The sequence below is a fragment of the Streptomyces sp. NPDC048516 genome (genome assembly GCF_043199875.1).
Classification (GTDB): domain Bacteria; phylum Actinomycetota; class Actinomycetes; order Streptomycetales; family Streptomycetaceae; genus Streptomyces.
The window spans coordinates 351,168-369,191 of record NZ_JBICWS010000004.1 but is presented as its reverse complement, the minus strand read 5'-3'; the positions used below and the strand labels follow the sequence as shown (position 1 = coordinate 369,191).

The 18,024-nt window shown below is 71.8% G+C and carries 15 protein-coding genes and 1 tRNA gene; 6 read left to right on the top strand and 10 right to left on the bottom strand.

Going from position 1 to position 18,024, the window contains the following annotated elements; genetic code table 11:
* Window positions 1-634: 634 nt before the first annotated feature.
* Window positions 635-2,152: a hypothetical protein gene (locus ACGFR7_RS11240; RefSeq protein ID WP_393316263.1), complete on the top strand. Its 1,518-nt coding sequence runs from the start codon at window positions 635-637 to the stop codon at window positions 2,150-2,152.
* 54 nt (window positions 2,153-2,206) lie between these two features.
* Here the strand turns inward: ACGFR7_RS11240 and ACGFR7_RS11235 are convergent, their stop codons facing one another.
* Both ACGFR7_RS11235 and ACGFR7_RS11230 read right to left on the bottom strand, forming a co-directional pair.
* Window positions 2,207-3,757: a protein kinase gene (locus ACGFR7_RS11235; protein WP_393316260.1), complete on the bottom strand. Its 1,551-nt coding sequence runs from the start codon at window positions 3,755-3,757 to the stop codon at window positions 2,207-2,209.
* 48 nt (window positions 3,758-3,805) lie between these two features.
* Complete coding sequence (locus ACGFR7_RS11230) at window positions 3,806-4,354, bottom strand: DNA-binding protein (protein ID WP_311622983.1); 549 nt, start codon at window positions 4,352-4,354, stop codon at window positions 3,806-3,808.
* 127 nt (window positions 4,355-4,481) lie between these two features.
* Here ACGFR7_RS11230 and ACGFR7_RS11225 point away from each other — a divergent pair.
* A tRNA-Ala gene (locus ACGFR7_RS11225) sits at window positions 4,482-4,554 on the top strand.
* A gap of 66 nt (window positions 4,555-4,620) precedes the next feature.
* On the opposite strand, the gene ACGFR7_RS11220 is transcribed toward ACGFR7_RS11225, so the two are convergent.
* From ACGFR7_RS11220 to ACGFR7_RS11185, 8 genes are all read right to left on the bottom strand, one after another.
* Complete coding sequence (locus ACGFR7_RS11220; RefSeq protein WP_393316256.1) at window positions 4,621-6,153, bottom strand: MFS transporter; 1,533 nt, start codon at window positions 6,151-6,153, stop codon at window positions 4,621-4,623.
* Window positions 6,150-7,457, bottom strand: a complete 1,308-nt coding sequence (locus tag ACGFR7_RS11215) for an acetyl-CoA carboxylase biotin carboxylase subunit family protein (RefSeq protein ID WP_393316253.1) — start codon at window positions 7,455-7,457, stop codon at window positions 6,150-6,152. The genes ACGFR7_RS11220 and ACGFR7_RS11215 overlap by 4 nt, the downstream gene beginning before the upstream one ends.
* 41 nt (window positions 7,458-7,498) lie before the next feature.
* Entirely contained in the window at window positions 7,499-8,260 is a 762-nt protein-coding gene (locus ACGFR7_RS11210; RefSeq protein ID WP_393316250.1) for a PIG-L deacetylase family protein, read from the bottom strand.
* On the bottom strand, window positions 8,257-9,366 hold the full coding sequence (locus ACGFR7_RS11205) for an aminotransferase class I/II-fold pyridoxal phosphate-dependent enzyme (RefSeq protein ID WP_393316247.1): 1,110 nt from the start codon (window positions 9,364-9,366) through the stop codon (window positions 8,257-8,259). Before ACGFR7_RS11205 ends, ACGFR7_RS11210 begins: the two co-directional genes overlap by 4 nt.
* A complete protein-coding gene (gene dapF, locus ACGFR7_RS11200; protein WP_393316244.1) occupies window positions 9,363-10,328 on the bottom strand; it encodes a diaminopimelate epimerase in 966 nt (321 codons plus the stop codon). Before dapF ends, ACGFR7_RS11205 begins: the two co-directional genes overlap by 4 nt.
* A 10-nt stretch (window positions 10,329-10,338) precedes the next feature.
* The gene (locus ACGFR7_RS11195) at window positions 10,339-11,409 is read right to left on the bottom strand and encodes an iron-containing redox enzyme family protein (protein WP_393316242.1); all 1,071 of its coding nucleotides are present in this window, start codon (window positions 11,407-11,409) and stop codon (window positions 10,339-10,341) included.
* Between the two features lie 56 nt (window positions 11,410-11,465).
* Window positions 11,466-12,158 (bottom strand): 2OG-Fe dioxygenase family protein, encoded by a 693-nt coding sequence (locus ACGFR7_RS11190; RefSeq protein WP_393316239.1) that lies wholly within the window; start codon window positions 12,156-12,158, stop codon window positions 11,466-11,468.
* Between the two features lie 168 nt (window positions 12,159-12,326).
* Window positions 12,327-13,046, bottom strand: coding sequence for an HAD family hydrolase (locus tag ACGFR7_RS11185; RefSeq protein ID WP_393316236.1), 720 nt, complete (start codon window positions 13,044-13,046; stop codon window positions 12,327-12,329).
* Window positions 13,047-13,852: 806 nt separating this feature from the next.
* Between ACGFR7_RS11185 and asnB the strand changes: the two genes are divergently transcribed.
* The 4 genes from asnB to ACGFR7_RS11165 are packed head-to-tail and all read left to right on the top strand — an operon-like array spanning window position 13,853 to window position 17,914.
* Window positions 13,853-16,051, top strand: coding sequence for an asparagine synthase (glutamine-hydrolyzing) (gene asnB, locus ACGFR7_RS11180; RefSeq protein WP_393316233.1), 2,199 nt, complete (start codon window positions 13,853-13,855; stop codon window positions 16,049-16,051).
* The gene (locus tag ACGFR7_RS11175) at window positions 16,048-16,845 is read left to right on the top strand and encodes a type II CAAX prenyl endopeptidase Rce1 family protein (protein ID WP_393316230.1); all 798 of its coding nucleotides are present in this window, start codon (window positions 16,048-16,050) and stop codon (window positions 16,843-16,845) included. Before asnB ends, ACGFR7_RS11175 begins: the two co-directional genes overlap by 4 nt.
* On the top strand, window positions 16,842-17,624 hold the full coding sequence (locus ACGFR7_RS11170) for a nucleotidyltransferase domain-containing protein (RefSeq protein WP_393316227.1): 783 nt from the start codon (window positions 16,842-16,844) through the stop codon (window positions 17,622-17,624). Before ACGFR7_RS11175 ends, ACGFR7_RS11170 begins: the two co-directional genes overlap by 4 nt.
* Complete coding sequence (locus ACGFR7_RS11165) at window positions 17,624-17,914, top strand: PqqD family protein (RefSeq protein ID WP_393316224.1); 291 nt, start codon at window positions 17,624-17,626, stop codon at window positions 17,912-17,914. Before ACGFR7_RS11170 ends, ACGFR7_RS11165 begins: the two co-directional genes overlap by 1 nt.
* The last annotated feature ends 110 nt before the right edge of the window (window positions 17,915-18,024 follow it).

Here is an 18,024-nt window from a genome sequence, read left to right as displayed (position 1 = left end):
GGGCGCAAGGGCGCAAGAGGATGAGGGGCAGGGTGGGGCGCGACGGCTGTGTGGAGGGGTGGTGGCGTTGCCCGGGGTCCGTTGCCGGCCCGGACCGCCGGGTCGATTCAGGCCACTGCGGCGATCGCGGCACCGGCGCGGGGGCCCCAGCGGGCGGGCGCCGGCAGGGGGGCTCCAGCGGGCGGGCGCCGGCTGCCGAGGGCGCCGGGATGGTGAGGGTGCTTGCCTGCCGGCTCCGGCGGGTCGGCCAACTCTCCATGGGTGGCTGTCGCTTGAAGGGGAGGCAGAGCTGCGGCCGAGCCGGGCGGTACTGGCCGGTCGTCGAGCGCAAGGCAGCCCAGGGAACGGATGCCGCACGGTGGTCGAGGAAGCGGATGTTTCACGTGGAACATCCGCTGAAGGAGGGCGTCACGCCGACGCGGCCGGAGCCGGACCGATGCTCCAGGGGCGATTCCCCGGCCTCGGCGGACGGCACGCGGGGCGGCGGTGGAAGATGGCCCACAGGACGTGTGGTGGCCGTCGCCGTTGGCACGTGGGCGTAGCTGCTGCCGGCCGGTCTCGCGGCGGCCTGTGGAGGGGCCCGCGGGAAGCCGCGGGCCGGCGCCGGGAATTCCGATCCGATGAGGGGTGGCTCGTGGTGACGGGGCGCACGACGAACAGGGGTATAGCCGTACTGGCGGCGCTCGCCGTGGTGGTGATCCTGCCGGGGGCGGTGGGTGCGGCCTCGGCCGAGACCGTCCCGGGGTACCGGCCGGGGGACGGCGCCACGGCGGTCAAGGGCAGCACCAGTACCGCGGATGCCCCGCAGCTCGGGCCCGGACTGCACACCGACTCCATCAAGCGCGGTGAGCAGAAGTACTACGCCGTCACCCTGGACGACAGGACCAGCGCGTACTTCTCGGCCGTCGCCGCGCCCCGGCCCGGGACCAAGGTCGCGGACTACGGCGACAAGCTGACCGTCAATGTCCAGGACAGCGACGGCACGACCTGCGACACGGGCGCCCATCCCTCCTTCCACGGCGGCGGTATGGCCTATCCGGTCGCCGACTACGCCACCCGCCGGATCGGCGCCGACCGCATGGGGTGCCAGAAGGCCGGCCCGTACTACCTGGTGATCACCCGAGAGGGTGCGGCGGCCTCCGGCTCCGACACCTGGCCGCTCGAACTGGACTACCTCGACGAGCCCCCGCTCAAGGGCACCACCCCCGCCCGGCCGGGCCAGGGCAGCTGGAGCACCGTCACGCCCGCACCGCGCACGGACACCGTCAAGCGCAGCGCCAAGGGAGGTACCGGCTTCAACGACGCGGGCTCGGTGGACTCCGGTGTGTGGAAGGACCGCATCACGCCGGGCGAGACCCGCTTCTACCGCGTACCGGTGGACTGGGGACAGCGGCTCAACCTGAGCGCGGAGCTGCCGAACGCGCCCTCCGGCACCTCTGGTTTCCTCGCCCGGATGCTCGGGCTGGGCGTCTACAACCCGGCGCGTGGCGCGGTCGACGACCTCTCCTTCGTCCCGTACACCGGGAAGCCTGCCGCTGCGAAGGAGTTCACCGCGCCGGTGGCGTACGGCAACCGCTTCGAGCCGGCCGGCCCGGTCAGCGCGATGCGGTTCGCCGGCTGGTACTACCTCGAGGTCAGCCTGCACCCCGATGCCGCGCGGTTCTTCCCCAAGGGCGCGGAACTCACCCTCCGGGTGGACGTCCGCGGCGCCGCCAAGGCCGGGCCCGGCTACGCCGCGCCGACCGACACCTTCTCCGTCACGTCCGAGGACCGGGAGTCGGCGCGGAAGGGACAGACCGCACAGCAGGCGGCGAAGAGCGGCACTCTGATGACGGTGGCCTACGCGGGGATCGGCACGGGGGTGGTGCTGCTGGTGGGGCTGGGCGCGTGGACGCTGGTGGCGCGGCGGTCGACGGCCGGTGCGCCGGTCGCGGCGGTGGGCTCGGGTGGGCCCGGCGACTCGGGTGGCCCGGGGGGCTCGGGCGGACCTGGTGGTCCGGGTGGTCCGGGTGGCCCTGGCGAGCAGCCCTCACTGCCGGGTCAGCCGGGTCAGCCGTCGCAGCCGTCACCACCAGGGCAGCCCGGGCAGCCGACACAGTCGACCCAACAGGCGCAGCGGAATACGCAGTTCGGGCCTCCGCAGGGCTGGTAGCGGGGGTTTCAGGGGGCCGGTGGGCCCCGGGCCGGCACCGCGCGCGGCGTGGCCTCAGGCAGCCATCAGAGCCCACACGCCGACCGCGATGCACAGCAGCGCCACGACCAGCACCGGGATCGCGACCTTCGGGGGCGGTCCCGGTTTCCGGTGCGGGACGGCAGGCGCCGTGACCGGGCCGGCGACGGGGGGACCGGCCGGGTGCCGCCCGGGGACCGGGTGCGGGCCCGCCGTATAGGGGCGGGTCGCGGAGTACTCCTGGTGGACGGCGGCCGTGGGCCGGTACGCGGGTGCCGGAGGCGGGGACGGCGTCAGGAGCGGCCCGCCGGAGACCGCGCCGGGTCCGCTCGGGGCGCCCTGGCCGGCCGGGACACCGTGGCCGGCGGAGGCAGAGGTGTGGCCGGTGGCAGGCCCGCCGTGCCCCGTGGGCGCAGCGCCCTGGCCGGTGGACGTGATGCCATGTCCGGTGGACGCCTCACCGCGACCCGTGGACGTCTCGCCGCGACCCGTGGACGTCTCGCCGTGACCGGTGGGCCTCGCACCCTGCCCCGTGGGTGCGCCGCCCGCCACCGGCATCGGAGCCGGCGTCGAGGTCGGCGTCGGCGGGGTGTTCGGCTCCGGCGGGGCGATATGGAAGCTTCCGGTGTCCGACATGGACACCTGCCCGGCGGCCGTGGTGCCCGCGGTGGCACCGGCCGTCGCGGGCCCGGCGGCCTCCCCGGTCCGCAGCGGCCCGTCCGTCCCGAAGCCGGCCGGGAGCGGGCCGATGTGGTCGAAGACTTCGACGACCTCGTCCTCGAGCGTCGCGTCGGGCAGCAGCTCCACCGTCGAGATGATCGCCTTACGCGCCCCCGTGGCCGTCCTGAACCGCGATTCCGGGTCGGGGTGCACCAGGGACGCCAGCACCTGCCACAGCGGCTCCGGCACCCCCTCGGGCGCGTTCGGGATGCCGTGCGGGCCGAAGTGCCGGCCCAGGGCGTCGGCGTCCGGCTTGGTGCCGGTGATCAGATAGAGCGCGACCAGGCCGACCGCGAACAGGTCGGCGGGGAAGTCCGGTTCGGCGCCCTGCAGTTGCTCCGGCGCGAAGTATCCGGGCGTCCCCACCACGAGGTTGGCCTCGGTCAGCCGCGGCTCACCCTTGCGCATCGCGATGCCGAAGTCCGACAGCCGCAGATGCGGGCGGCCGGTGCCGGTGGCCTCCAGCAGGATGTTCGCCGGCTTGATGTCACGGTGCACCACGCCCTCCGCGTGCACCGCGGTCAGTCCGGCCAGCAGCTGGTCCAGGAGCAGGCAGACGAACCGCGGCGGCAGCGGGCCGTAATCCCCGATCAGATGTGCCAGTGAGCCGCCGTTCACCAGATCCATGGTGAACAGGACCTTGTCGTCGTCCGCTGCCCAGCTCGCCGGGGCCAGCACATGCGGATGGTCGATCCGCAGTGCCTGTTCGCGGACGAAGCGCAGCAGGGTGTGCGCGTCGCTTTGCTGCAGCACCTTGGCGGCAACGTAGCGGCGGCGCCGGGCGTCCCAGGCGCGCCAGACCGCCCCCACCCCACCCCGCCCGATCGGGTCGATCAGCTCATACCGACCGGCGAAGACCTCACCCATTGCCGCCCCGTCCGCTTCTGAACTCGCAACGTCCCCAGTGGCTGGTGGCTAACCCTGGTGCGCCTCGTAGTGGGCGACCGCGTCCGCGGTACGACCGGCACCGTAGACCCGCAGGAACTCTGCCAGTTCGGGGTGAGCGGGGGCGAGGGTGTTCGCCGCATCGATGATGTCCCCGGCGTCGGAGACCGACCGCAGCAGCGACTGGATCTCCCGCACCACGCGCCGGACCGTGGTCGCCCCCGTCGACGACGTCTGCTGTGCGGTGTTGTTGAGCACCGAACCCCCCGCCGTCTTCTTGATCTCTTCCATGCGGTCGGTGGCCTCGGCCGCACTGACGCTGCCGTCGGCGACCTGGCCGGCCAGGTCCTGCAGCGCCTGCACCCGCTGCACCACGGCCGGGTTGCCTATCTTCGCGCGCTGCCCGCTCATCAGCTGCGACAGCATCGGTGCCGACAGCCCGAGCACCGCGGCGAGCCGGGCCTGGTTGAGGCCGAGATCGTCGATGAGACGGCGGAACAGCGCCCCCAGCGGCTCCCCGTACCAACTGCGCTGAAGTTCCCGGGCCCGCGCGGTGGCTTCCTGCTGTGCTGTGTCCATGCCGTCTCCCCTGTCTCCCCGGTCGCTTCGCTGCCGCGAATCTCGCGAAGCATCCTACGGAGAGCGACGGTGCGCGGCGATACCCGGTCGGGAAAGCGGCCGGACACCAGGTACCCTGGTGCGCGAAGGGGCCTTAGCTCAGTTGGTAGAGCGCTGTCTTTGCATGGCAGATGTCAGGGGTTCGACTCCCCTAGGCTCCACCCTTTGCACCCCCTCCGAACTGCGGAAACGCAGTCGGAGGGGGTGTTTTTTCGTGCCCTCGTCCCTCAATCGAGCACCGGGAAGCGGCGCGGGGCCAGGAAGAGGGCGAGGACGGCGAGGGCGGCGGCCGTTGCGGCGCCGACGTAGACCCAGTCGACCGCCGTGGTGAGGGCGTCACGCAGGGGGGCCGCGGCGGGGCCGGTGGTGGTGGAGGAGGAGAGCGAGTCGAGGGTGCTGCCCCCGGTGGACGGGAGGGCGGAAGAGGTGTCCCGCAGGCGGGAGTTGAGGATCGCATTGGCCAGGGCGCCGAAGACGGCGGCGCCGATGCTGGAGCCGAGCTGGCGGCAGAAGAGGAGAGAGGCCGTTGCCGTACCGCGTTCCGAGACGGTCACCGTCGACTGGACGCCGACGAGCAGGGGGAGCTGGGTGATGCCGAGGCAGGCGCCGAGGGCCAGCGAGATGAGGGCGGGGTACCAGGGGCTGTGGGTGCCGGAGAGGGCGGGGAAGGCCAGCAGGACGGGGCAGGCGACGGCCATGCCGGTGATCGCCGACTGGCGGAATCCGATGCGCCGGTAGACGTGCTGGCAAAAGGCCGCCGAGATCGGCCAGGCCACCGACATGACGGCCAGCACGAAGCCCGCCCGCAGGGGATCGAGGCCGAGCACGGCCTGGGCGTAGGTGGGGAGGAAGACGGTCGGGGCGATGGTCATCACACCGAGCGCCCCCATGGCCAGATTGGCGGCGGCGATGGTGCGGCGGCGCCATACCCAGCCCGGGAGGATGGGATCGGCCGCGCGCCGCTCCACCACGACCGTGAGGGCCAGCAGGACGGCGCCGGTGCCGAAGAGGGCGAGGGACGGCGCGGAGAGCCAGGGCCAGGCGTGTCCGCCCTGGACGATGGCGGTCAGCAGGGCGCAGCCGGTGAGGAAGAGGGCCAGTGCGCCGGCCCAGTCGGCGCGCAGGCGCCCGGCGGCGCGCTTCCGGGGCGGCTCGCTCAGGCGGCGGGCCAGCAGGACGAGCGAGACCAGACCGAGCGGGACGTTGAGCAGGAAGATGAGGCGCCAGTCGGCCCAGGTGGTGATCAGGCCGCCGACGGCGGGGCCGAGAACGGCGGAGCCGGCCCACACGGAGGAGATGGCGGCCTGGATCCGCGGGCGCTCCTCCAGGGGGTACAGGTCGGCGGCGAGGGTCTGGACGGTGCTCTGGATCGCGCCTCCGCCGAAGCCCTGGACGATGCGGAAGACGATCAGCGCGGCCATGTTCCAGGAGGCCGCGCAGAGCGCGGAGCCCGCCAGGAAGAGGGTGATGCCGAACAGCAGGACCGGCTTGCGCCCCAGGATGTCGCTGAGCTTGCCGTAGACCGGCAGGGACACCGTGCCGGCGAGCAGATAGCCGGAGAAGAGCCAGGAGAAGTACGAGAACCCGCCGAGGTCGGCGACGATCCGCGGAACGGCCGTGGCCACGATCGTGCTGTCCAGGGCTGCCAGCGCCATCGCCATCATCAGGGCGAGGACGAGGGCACGGCGGCCGGGCGGTGCGGCCGGCCGGTCCGCCGCCCGCTGCGGCTCGGCGGTGTGCGGTCCTCCGGGCCTGCTCACCGTGCGCCCCCCGGGTGCTCCGGGCCGCCGGGGCGGTAGCTGCCGGTCATCAGGGGGACGCCGAGCAGCGGTTCCAGGCGGCTGAGCAGGTGCTCGGAGGTGTGCTCGACGGCCGCCGGGTCGGTGTCCTGGACGATGAACCGGGCCAGCGCCTGGCCCCGGGCCACCTCGCTGCCGGGGCCGGTGCGGTACTCGCCGAAGCCGATGACCTCCTTCACACAGGGGTGCTCGGCCAGGGGCGCCAGGGTCGCGCCGGGGCCGAGCCGGCCGTCCTCACGGGGGAGGACGACGCGGACCGCGGTGCAGCCGGCCCGGAAGGGCGGCGCGGCGACGTCATCGGCCCCGGCGAGGACGTCCAGCAGCGCGGCGTAGACGTCCTGCCCGGTGGCGTGGCGGTAGGCGGCAGGCAGGCCGCCGCCCATCACCCGGGGGTTGAACTCGACCAGGACGGGCCCCCGTTGGGTGACCATGATCTCCAGGTGGAAGACGCCGATGTCGGCGCCGATCGCCCGGCAGACCCGGCGGGCGTACTCCCAGCACGCGGTGGCCTGCTGCGCTTCCAGGCCGGCCGGGATGAAGGACCCCAGGGCGGTGACCCCGTCGCCCGCCCAGCGGTAGCGGCCGCTGATGCACAGCGGGAAGAACCGGCCGTCGCGGGCGCCGATCTCCACCGACACCAGCTCCCCCACCAGGAACTCCTCGATCAGGACGCCGCGCCGGAACTGGCCGCGCCAGTCCTCGGGAACCGCATCGAGGCCGCGCTGCAGCCGCTGCCAGGCCGACCTGGCCTGGGCCGCGTCGTGGACCACGCAGGCGAGCAGCCCGGCCGCCCCGGACGGTGGCTTGAACACCACGGGGTAGCCGATCCGCTCCGCCGCCGCCAGCGCCGCCGCCTCGTCGGTGGCGGTCGCGAAGTGTGCCGAGGCCAGGCCCGCGGCCTGCAGCGCCGCCCGGCAGCGGTCCTTGCGCCGGGCGATGAGCACCGCCTGTGGTGAGGTCCCCCGCAGCCCCAGTGCGCGGCAGGCCGCCGCCACCGCCTCGGCGGACATCTCGTGCTGGGTGGTGACGAAGTCGATGGGGTGTTCGGCGTGGCACTCGGCCAGCGCCGCGGTCACCACGTCGTGGTCGGTGGTGACCAGCCCGTCGACGAGCCGGTCCACGGACGAGACCAGGGCCAGGTTGGCTTCGGTGAGCGGGTACTGGGTGTGTGCGGACTGCAGATAGGTGACCCGGTGTCCCGCGCTCTTGGCCAGCCTGATGGCCTGCAGGGCAGGGGGGTTGGAGTCGACGAAGGCCAGGTGCATGCCATTCCCGGTGGGACTGTAGGGGCAAAGGACGCGAGCGGTCAGCGGTAGTGGGTGACACCGTCCTTGACGCGGTAGGCGTCGCGCTCGAAGAGCTGGAACGCGACCGCGTCACGGTCGTGGAAGAGCGCGCCCGCCCTGGCCATGTTGCGCCGCAGGAATCCCCGGGCGTAGCTCGCCGGGTCCTCGTCGGTGAGCGCTTCCAGATAGGCACGGTGCTGGAGCACCGCCTCGACGGCGCGGTCCTCGGCGCCCGCGACCTCCACGGCGTGCGTGGGGTACGGGGAGCCGGCGACGGCCATCCACCGCACGCCTTCCCAGGGTTCGAGGCCGTCCTCGGCGAAGACATAGCGGTTGCCGGCGTCGACGACGGCGTCCAGCGCGGCCCGGCCGACGATCCGGTGGTCCGAGGTGTTCCAGGAGACGCCGCGCCAGTGCTCGTGGTGGTTGACCGTGAGCACCACTTCCGGCCGGTGGCGGCGGATGGCGGTGGCGAACTCCCGGCGCAGCGCCACGGAGTCCGTGATCAGCCCGTCCGGGTGGTCCAGGAAATCCACCGAGGTCACCCCGGCGACCGCCGAGCTCGCGCGCTGCTCCCGTTCCCGCAGCGGCCTGGCCGTCTCCGGGTCGCAGCCGTCGATGCCGGCCTCGCCGCGGCTGGCCAGGACGTAGGCGATCTCCTTGCCGCTGTCGGTCCAGGTGATCACCGCCGGACCCATGGCGTACTCGATGTCGTCGGGGTGTGCCACCAGCGCCAGTCCGCGCGACCAGTCGGTGGGCATCTCCTCGAGCCGTGCCGTCATCGTTGCTCCCTGCTCTCGGGGTGGGCGCCGCTCCCGGCGGCGGTGGGGTGGCCGGCCAGTACGGCGTCGATGCGCCGCAGGCCCTCGGCCAGGACGTCCGGTTCCCGGGCGAAGGTGAGGCGGAGGCCGTGCTCGGTGCCGAACACCTCGGCCGGCATCAGCAGCACGCGCTCCCGGCGCAGCACCTCGCGGCAGAACTCCAGCGAGGACGGCAGGCCGGGGGTGTGCAGCCAGGCGTACGGGGTGCCCTCCGGCTGCCACATCCGCAGCGTGCCGCGGTGCCCGGCGGCCCAGCGCTCCAGTATCCGCAGGCCATCGGTGATCAGCTGCCGGTAGCGCCGCACGTGCTCCTCGCGGCGCTCCAGGATCCCGGTGGCCAGTTGTTCCAGGACCACCGAGTTGGTGACGGTGGTGAAGTGCTTGTACTGCATGGCCGCGTCCACGACCTCGGGCGGGCCGCACATCCAGCCGACGCGCAGGCCCGGGACCCCGTAGACCTTGGAGACGCTGGAGACGGAGACGGCGTGTTCGTACGCCCCGACCCAGGAGTCGGCGCCGAGGTCGGCGACGTACTCCTCGTCGAGGATCAGATGGCCGCCGTGTCCCCGCAGCGCCTCGGCCAGTTCCTTGATGCCGTCGGCGGTGACCTTCCGGCCGGTCGGATTGCAGGGCGAGTTGAGCACCACGGCCCTCGTGCGGGGGCCGATCGTGCGCAGCGCCGCGGCGATGTCCGGGCGGCCGTCGGCGGTGGTGCCGACGGCGTCCACCCGGCATCCGGCCCGGGTCAGCACCGGCTGTGCCTGCTGCCAGCCGGGGGTGAAGATCACGGCGTGGTCGCCTGCGGACAGCAGGGTGCGGTAGAGGAGGTAGAGGGCTTCCTGCCCGCCGTGGGTGATGCCTATGTGCGACGGATCGCGGCCGTAGAGGCCGGCCACGAGGTGGCGCAACGGGGCGGTCCCCCGGTTGTTGCCGTAGTCGAGGAGGCAGTCGGCGGGCAGGGCGTGGTCGGACAGGCGGCTGCCGCCCACATAGCTGTCGCCGAGGTCGATGTCGTAGTGGCCGTGGGCCTCGTCGAAGTACCACTGGCGCATGGTGATCGTGGTCATGAGGCCAGCCGCCTGCGGAACGCCGGGGTCCACCGGCCGGCCACGACGGGCCGGACCGGTCCGGTCAGGGTGACCTCGCCGGCGTCGGAGATGCCGACGGCGAGGTCGCCGCCGGGCATCTCGACGGTGACCTCGGGGCCGGTCAGCCCGAGGGCGTGGGCCGCGACGGCCGCCGCACAGGCGCTGCTGCCCGAGGCGAGCGTGTAGCCGGCGCCCCGCTCGTAGGTCTCGATGCGGATGCGGTCGGCGGCGCGTACCTCCATGAGCTGGACGTTGATGCGCCCGGGGAAGCGTGCGTGGCCGGCGAGGACGGGGCCCAGGCGCCGGGCCAGCTCCTCGGTCACCTCGGTGCCCTCCAGCGGGAGGACGCAGTGCGGATTGCCCAGGAAGACGCAGGTGGCCGTCCATTCGCGGCCCGGCTCCTGGAGGGTTTCGCGCAGCATCTCCCGGCGCGGACCGGTGGCACCGATCAGCTCGCTGTCCAGGGACGCCCGCCCCATGGAGACGCGTACGGGTGCCCCGTCGCCTGCCCCGGCGCCGGTGCGGCCGGAGCCGGGGCAGGCGGCGGCCGGTGCGTCCGGCCCTCGGGCCTGGTCCACCAGCTGCACGGTGACCGGCCCGGCCGGGGTGCGGACGGTGAACTCCGGCTCCCCGGTCCAGCCGTGGTCGTGGAGGTAACGGCCGAAGATCCGCAGCCCGTTGCCGCTCTGCTCGCACTCGGTGCCGTCGGAGTTGAAGGTGCGCAGCCCGAATCCGTGCTCCTCGGGGAGCGGGCCGTAGAGAACTCCGTCGGCGCCGGGACCGTAGTGGCGGTCGCAGATCAGCCGGATGTTCTCCGGTGTCGGCGCCACCTGGCCGGCGGCCGGAGCGATCACCAAGTAGTCGTTGCCCAGGGCCTCGTACTTCACGAAGTCATGGCCGTCCGCCATGTCGTGACGAGGGGGCGGCAAGGGGTGTGCCACGTCCTTCCCCTCAGGCTTCCGCGCCGACCGCGACGGGGGACCGGTCCCGCATGCGCCGCAGCAGTTCGTCGAGGTAGTCCTGTGAGGTGTTGAGCCTGATCATGGCCCCCAGGGCGATGTCCCGGCCGATCAGGGCGTCGTCGTCCACCAGCGGCGCCACGACGTTCTTGAACCAGCCGGAGGCGTGCCCGGCGTCGATACCGATGTGCAGGTCGTGATAGGTGATGCCGACTTCGTGCAGGCCCAGTCTGCGCCAGGTGTCGACCACGCAGCGGAAGCGGCGGGGCGCCAGGTACTCCGTCACGCCGAAGTAGCCCACGGCCTTGTAGTAGTGCCGGCGGGCGAGACCGAGGCAGGCGGAGAGGTTTCCGCAGATCCCGGCCTCCAGCATGAAGCTGTCCCGGATGAAGGCCGGGTCGGCGCCGATGGAATCCAGGGCCTGGGAGAAGAGGCTGGTGTGGACCAGCTCGGCGTCGCCGTTGCCCATCTCGTCCCAGTAGTTGGCGGCTATCTCCATCTTCTCGCCGCCGGTCCGGCCCATCTGCATCGAGGCGAGGATGTCGTCGAAGCGCGGGTCGAGGCTGGTCTCCTGGGCGAGCAGCAGCCGCAGGTCCTCCCGGGTGCCCCGCTGCTCGATGTGCTCGTGGTAGAGCGGGTGCCGGCCGGCCGGGTGGCCGTTGACGAGGTTCTTCAGCCAGCGGACGTACTCCGTGCCGGACCGGGGGTAGCCGGTGACGGTCTCCTCGTCGATGCGGGCGGCTTCCTCGCCCAGCATGGCCGCTTCGAGGATCGCGGCGACGTCGCGCAGAAGGGGCGCGCGTTCGTGGTCGACCTCGGCGATGACCACGCCGGAGAAGTCCCGGTCGTAGATGAGGGCGAGGAGTTCGTGCATTTCGGCGAGCGCGGTGCGGTCCTTCCCGGCGTAGGCGCGCTCGGTGAGCTCCTTGCAGGCGGCCGCCAGTGCGCCGCGGAAGGCGTAGTTCTCGGTCAGCAGGGTCAGTTCGCCGGCGGTACAGGACTCCAGGGCGCGCACCGCGGACAGCGGACCCTCGGCGAGCCGGGCTTTCCAGTTTTCAGGCATGCGGAATCAGCACAATCTTCTCGGTGTGGGTGGTGTGGGGGAGGCGGCGGCCGGGCTCAGCCGGCGTCCGCGGACAGGGCGACGGAGTCGTGCTCGTCGCCGTACCACTTGTGCTGCCAGCGCGAGAACGCGACGATCACGATGTCCCGGTGTCCGGGCCGGTCGTTCGCCGCCACGACGTCGGTCACGTCGTGGGCGATGGCCTTGTCGTCGAGGAGTACGGCCTGGCCCGCCTGGAGCGTCCCGTTCCAGAAGGGCTCGTCGGCGCCGGGCTTCCACAGCCGGGTCTCGCCGCCGCCGACGTTCTGCCTGCGCAGCACGGCGATCATCACGAACTCGTGGCCGTCGTGGTGGACGCCCTCGGGCGTCAGCGGCCCGGGGCGGTCGGCCTCGGCCCGGGTGCGGTTCTGGTGCACATTGATCTGCCAGTCCTCGCCGCGGTCGAGGCCGATACCGGCGATTCCCCGGGAGATCAGGCCGGTGAAGTCGGCCTTGATGGGCTCATAGGTCCGGCGGATGCCGCCGGCGGCCTTGTTGAACTTCTTGTACGCCGTGTAGTCCCGGTGCGGCAGCAGCGCGAAGTTCCAGGCGTCGCCCTCGGCGGGGGACAGCCGGTACTGCGAGAACCGTTTGAAGCGTGTGCCGTTGCCCATGTAGTCGTCGACCGGGAGGTCGTCGTAGCTGTCCAGCAGTTCCGTGGGTACGGCGGGCAGATCGAAGACGGTGAATCCCTGGGTGCCGATCGGCATGACGTGCTCCTTTGTGAGGAGGAGGGAGTCCTTGTGGGTGGGCCGTGCTCGGTGATCGTGGGCTTTGCTCGGTGTGGGTGGGCGAGCGCGGCCCGGTGCTTCGTCCGGGCAGCGCTTCTCGGCGGGGGCGGACGGGTGGTGACGGGCAGGCAGGTAGCGGGCAGGTGGTCAGGACGGTCGGTCGGCGGCGTGGGCGCCCGCCGGTCGCAGGGCACGGGCCCACGTCTGGAGTTCGGGGTCGGCCAGGGAGTCCAGCAGCCAGTCGTGGTCCAGCTCCTGGCCGGCCAGTGAGGGCACGGTGACCAGGTGGAGCCCCGCGGCGCGGGCCGCGCTGATGCCCGTGCGGGAGTCCTCGAAGGCGACGCAGGAGGCGGGGTCGGCGGCGAGCGCGCGGCAGGCGGTGAGATACAGGTCGGGCGCGGGTTTGGGAGCCGCCACCTCGTCGGCCGCGAACGACAGCGGCAGCAGATCGGCCAGGCCGGAGCTCCCCAGCGCGGTTTCCAGCAGCGACCGGGGGCTGTTGCTGGCGACGGCGACGGGCAGCCGCTCGGCACAGGCCCGTACCAGGTCAGCGGCCCCGGGCAGCGCGGCCACCCCGTCGGCCAGCTCCCGGCGCACGCCCTCCAGCAGCTCGGCGGAGAGCAGCTCACCTTCACCGGGACGCCCGAAGTAATCGGCCATCACCTCGCCGACGCCCTCCACGGTCTTGCCGATGACAAGTTGCTTTTCGGCCAGGCCGAATTCGCGTCCGTGCGCGCGAAAGAGCGCGCTCTCCGCCCGTGACCAGCAGGTTTCGGTGTCCAAAAGGAGTCCGTCGCAGTCGAATACGATCGCTTCGAGCTCGGTGGGCAGCGGAAAAACGGCCGAAAGAGCCGGGGTGCTGGCCAAGATTCCTCCATGTGGTGCCGGTCTGGGGTGGCGCTGTACCGGTTTTCGAGCATGGGACAGCCGGTGGTGGCCGAAATCAAGCCACCACGCGCAGCGTGGGGAAAGTGGAATCACTGATTCCCGTGGGAAAGCGGAATTACAGCCTCCCAATTGATCCCCCCGTGCAGCGGCCCCCGGCGTCGGGACGCGCGAACGGAGGCCGTTCGCGCGGCCGTTGGGGACACTCACCGCCCCTGTTTGCGGGCATGAAGCCGCAGTGAACTCCGGGCAGTTGATGTCGCTAACTCAAGACAGAGTATCCGGTTTCGGGAAAGAAATGCCGTGTGGCGTGCGTCACAATCACTGGTGATTGACATATCCAAGCAAGATCCGCTGTTCTATTTAGGCCAACACCGGAAGTCGGGAATCCATCCGGTTTTCAAAACTGATGTTGTCCGGGGGGACTTCAGCCCGTAAGGGCAAAAGGCGTGGTGCTTTCGGGCACCTCGTTGGTCCGCAAGGGCAATTCGGGATCACTGGATCCCGGGGGATATCCGCAAGATCCCGTAGGGGGGGTGAATCACCATGCGTAAGTACACCAAGCCGGAGGCCAAGAAGGTCAACCAGGGCACCGTTCTGGGCTCCGTGGTCTGAACCACGGCGGTCTGAACCGCAAAGGCGCCACACCTCAAGGTTGTGCCTTGAGGTGTGGCCCCTTCCCCGGTACCGACCGGCAATCTCCTTCACTTCCGTGGGAGTCGCGCCGCTTTGCACGGCGTTTCCGCCTCGTGGCGGAGGAACCAGCACATGAAACGAGCGAGGTAACGATGTGTGGGCTGAGCGGAATCGCTCGCGTGGACGGAAGAGCGCTGGCCGGCGCCGCGGACTCCCAGCTCCAGCGAATGGTTCAGGCCATAGCGCACCGTGGCCCCGACGGTGAGGCCTACTACCGTTCGGGCCCGGTCGGATTCGGCTTCGTACGACTGTCGTTGGTGGACGTGGCCGGCGGTGACCAGCCGCTGCGGACCGAGGACGACGACCTGGTTCTGATCGCCAACGGCGAGATCTACAACCACGAGGAGCTGGCCGCCACGCTCCCGAGCGGCACGCGGCTGCGGACCCGTTCGGACTGCGAGGTGCTGCTCCACCTCTACCGCCGTGACGGGCTGCGCTTCCTGGACAAGGTGCGCGGGATGTTCTCCCTCGCGCTCTACGACCGTACCCGGGGCCGGCTGCTGCTGGCCCGCGACCGCTTCGGTATCAAGCCGGTCTTCTACCACCAGAACGCCGAGCGGGTCGTCTTCGGCTCCGAGGTCAAGGTGCTCTTCGAGGACCCCGACTGCCCTCGTGAGCTGGACTGGGAGCGCGCGCTGCGCGACCAGGCCATGACGCGTGCCCCGGCGTTCGACGAGAGCCCGGCCCACGCGTGGTTCAAGGACATCGAGCTCGCCCCGGCCGGCTGTGTGGTCTCCTTCGACCTGCGCTCCGGCGAGCGCTCGACCCACCGCTACTGGTCGTTCCCCGAATTCGACGCCACCGGTGGCGCGTCCGAGGAAGAGCTGGTGCGCCGCTACGGCGAGCTGCTGTCCTCCGCGGTGTCCGACTGCGAGATGGCCGATGTCGAGATCGGCCTCTTCCTCAGCGGCGGCATCGACTCCGCCGCGGTGGCCGCACTGGCCTCCGGCAAGCCCCAGACCTTCACCGCGCTGAACGGCAGCACCCTCGCCAACGGCGACTCCGAGTGGGGGCACCGTACGGCCCGGAATCTCGGACTGACGAACCATCAGATCCTTTTCCGTACCGATTCCGTTCCCGGGGTGGAGGAGTGGAAGCGGTTCCTGTGGCTGATGCAGACGCCGCTGGCAGGACCCGAGGCGTTCTACAAGCACGAGATGTATCGCTACGTCCGTGACCGGACTCCGCATATCAAGGCCATGCTTCTGGGCGGCGGGGCCGATGAATTCAACGGCGGTTACTCCAAGGGCATCGCGGGCGGCGGTGAATGGCCCGATTTCCTGGACAACCTGGACCGTATGGCGGTCCGCCGGGACCAGTACCGCAGCCCCGAACTGGGTGCCTGGTGGGACGTCCCCGGCCTGCCGCTGGTCAAGTCCTCGGTGCTGCGCGAAGCCGCCGGGCGCCCGGCCCACGAGCCCTACGAGGCGCTGTTCCGCTGGAAGTACCGCGATGTGCAGCAGTACAACTGCTGGCACGAGGACCGGTCGGCGGCCGGCAACGGCATCGAGGCCCGGGTGCCGTTCCTGGACCACCGCCTCATCGAGCTGGTGGCCGCGGTTCCCCAGGCGCTGCGCCCCCAACTGATCTGGGACAAGCAGATTCTGCGGCGTTCCCTGGTCGGCCACCTGCCCGACGAGCTGGTGCACCGCCCCAAGGGTCCCTTCTTCTACGGGGAAGGCGTCCGGCACACCTACCGCGCCTTCGGCGCCATGCTCGCCCAGGACGGCGGCCGGCTGCTGGAGGAGGCGCTGAGCGGACCCGGCGCCCGGGAGTTCCTGGACGCCGACAACCTGCGGGCCACGCTGCGCCGGCTGCAGGCCAACCCCTCGTCCGGACATGTCGAGTTCCTGCTCTCGGCGGTCAACCTCGGCCTGCTGGAGCAGATGGCCGCCTCGCTGCCCGCCCCGCACGTCGAGGTGGCCAAGGCACCCGTGCCGCAGTCGGTGCCGGTCAACGACTGGGACACCGACGCGGAGAAGATCGAGGCGGAGGTCGTACGGCTGCCTCCCGTCGACCCGCGGACCCGCGCGGCGGTCGCGGACAATGTCCTGCTCCTCAAGGACCCCGCCGAACCGTCGGTGTGGTACGTGACCATCGACGGCGAGATCGAGTACGTCCTGGACGAGGACGAACTGCCCGAGTGGCCCGCCGTGCTGCGGGCGCTGGACGGTGAGCGCACGATCGGCGAGGTCCTCGACGGACTCGGGCACAGCCTGGAGACCGTGCACGAAGAGCTCGCCGACGCCATCGACCTGGGGATCGTGGTGACCGTGGAGGCGGCGCCATGACCACGGCTGCCGGCCGGGCGGTGCACGACGGGAGCCGGTCACGCCGCTCCGTCTCCACCTTCGCACCGGTCGGCTGGCGGCCCGAGCCCCGGCAACTGATGGCCGCCGCCACGGTGGCGGCCTTTGCCGTTGGGCTGTGGACCGTGGGCTCGGGCGCCCTGCGGGTGGTGGCCGTCCTGCTGGTGGCCGAAGCCGTGCTGATGGGCCTGCCGTGGCGGGTGCCCCGGGGCGGGCGCAGCGGCGCGAGCATCTGGGCGGAGACGCTGGCCGGCCTGGTGGCCCCGCTGGGCGCGCTGGCGCTCACCGCGTACACGGCTCCCCAGTGGCTCACCCGGACCGGGCCGTGGTGGTGGTTCGCCGTGGCGCTCGCCGTCGGCGCCGGGCTGGTCGTGCTGAGCGGGCTGCGTCCGGCCGGGCTGTTCACCGGTGAACTCGCCTTCGTCCTGGGGCCCACTCCGCGCTCCCACGGCAGCGCCCGCGCCTTCGCGGGCGCGGTGGGCGCCGTCGGGGAGGAGATCCTTTTCCGCGCCCCCGTGCTGATGGTGGCGGACCCGGCGCTGCTGGGGCTGCTGGCGGCGACGGCCTTCGTGGCCCAGCACCACATCCAGCCGGGCGCCAACCGGCGCGGCACGGTCCGCTCCACGGCGGTGGAGATCGCCGGGGCCGTGGCGCTGCTCGCACTGACCCTCGCCTCGCAGTCGGTCTATCCGGCCCTGCTCGCTCACCTCGTCAACAACATCCCTCAGATCGTCATCGAACTACAGCGCGAGAACGAGGACAGGAGCTGGTCGTGAAACCGGACTTGGACGGGTGCCTGGACGCCCTCAGGCGCAAGGACCTGGCCCCCGACGACCCGGTCGCCGTCGTGGTGGTCGGCTCGGTCACCCGGGGCTGGGCACACGCCGCGAGCGACTTCGACCTCTACGTCCTCACCGACGCCCCCTGCCGGATGCCGGGCGCCCGGACGGTGGCGGTGCCGCTCACCCCGGACACCGTCACCTCGGTCGACTTCACCGACGGCGGCCGGCGGTACGAGGTCACGTACTGGACCGACGCCCAGGTCGGCCAGATGCTGGACAAGGTCAGCTGGGACGCCTTCGACTCCGATGAGTCCTCGCTGCGCATCCTCACCTCGAACGAGGAACTGTTCCTGGAGCGTCTGTCCGGCGGTGTGGCACTGACCGGCGCGGACTGGCTCAAGCGTCGCGCGGAGCAGCTGCACGACAGTGCCTACCGCGCGTTCGTGGCGACCCGCTCCCTGTCCGAGGCGGACGGCAAGGTCGAGCAGGCGCTGGGCATGCTGGAGAGCGGCGACACCCACAGCGCCGTTCTCGCCGCCAAGGTCGCCTTCCAGCAGGCCACCGACGCCCTTTTGGACAGCCACGGCGTCTACGGCACCCACACGCCCAAGTGGCGCGCCCGCCGGGTGCGGGACGCCGGTCTCGACGTGCTGCCCTTCGAGCGGTACTGGGCCCTGGAGACCATGGCCGGCTTCGACCCGCAGCGCCCCGAGGACTGGGTGCGCCGGACCGTCGAGTTCTGCAAGGACCTGTCCCTGGAGGTGGAGATCTGATGGCAGCACCTCATCCCTTCGGCCCCGAAGCGGTGCCGCGGCGCAGCATGGCCGCCCGGATGCGCAAGTTCCGCGGCAAGCTCATCGTCGCCAACGGCCCGCATGCCGTCGAGCTCGACGAGATCGGGACGTTCGTGTTCAAGCGGGTCGACGGCTCGACCAGCGTCCGGGGCATCGCCGAGCAGCTGGCCGCCGAGTACGACGTCTCCGTGCAGGTGGCCGCCGAGGACATCGGCGAACTGCTCGCCGACCTCGCCGGCAGCGGCGTGGTGGAAGCGACCGCGCCGTGACCGCCAGCGGTCCGGCGGCCGCTGCCGCCGGGCCCCGCACCGCCCCGCCGGGCAGTGCGGCGGACACGGCCGCGGGCCACCTGCCGCTGCCCGTGGCGCAGCGGCGGGCC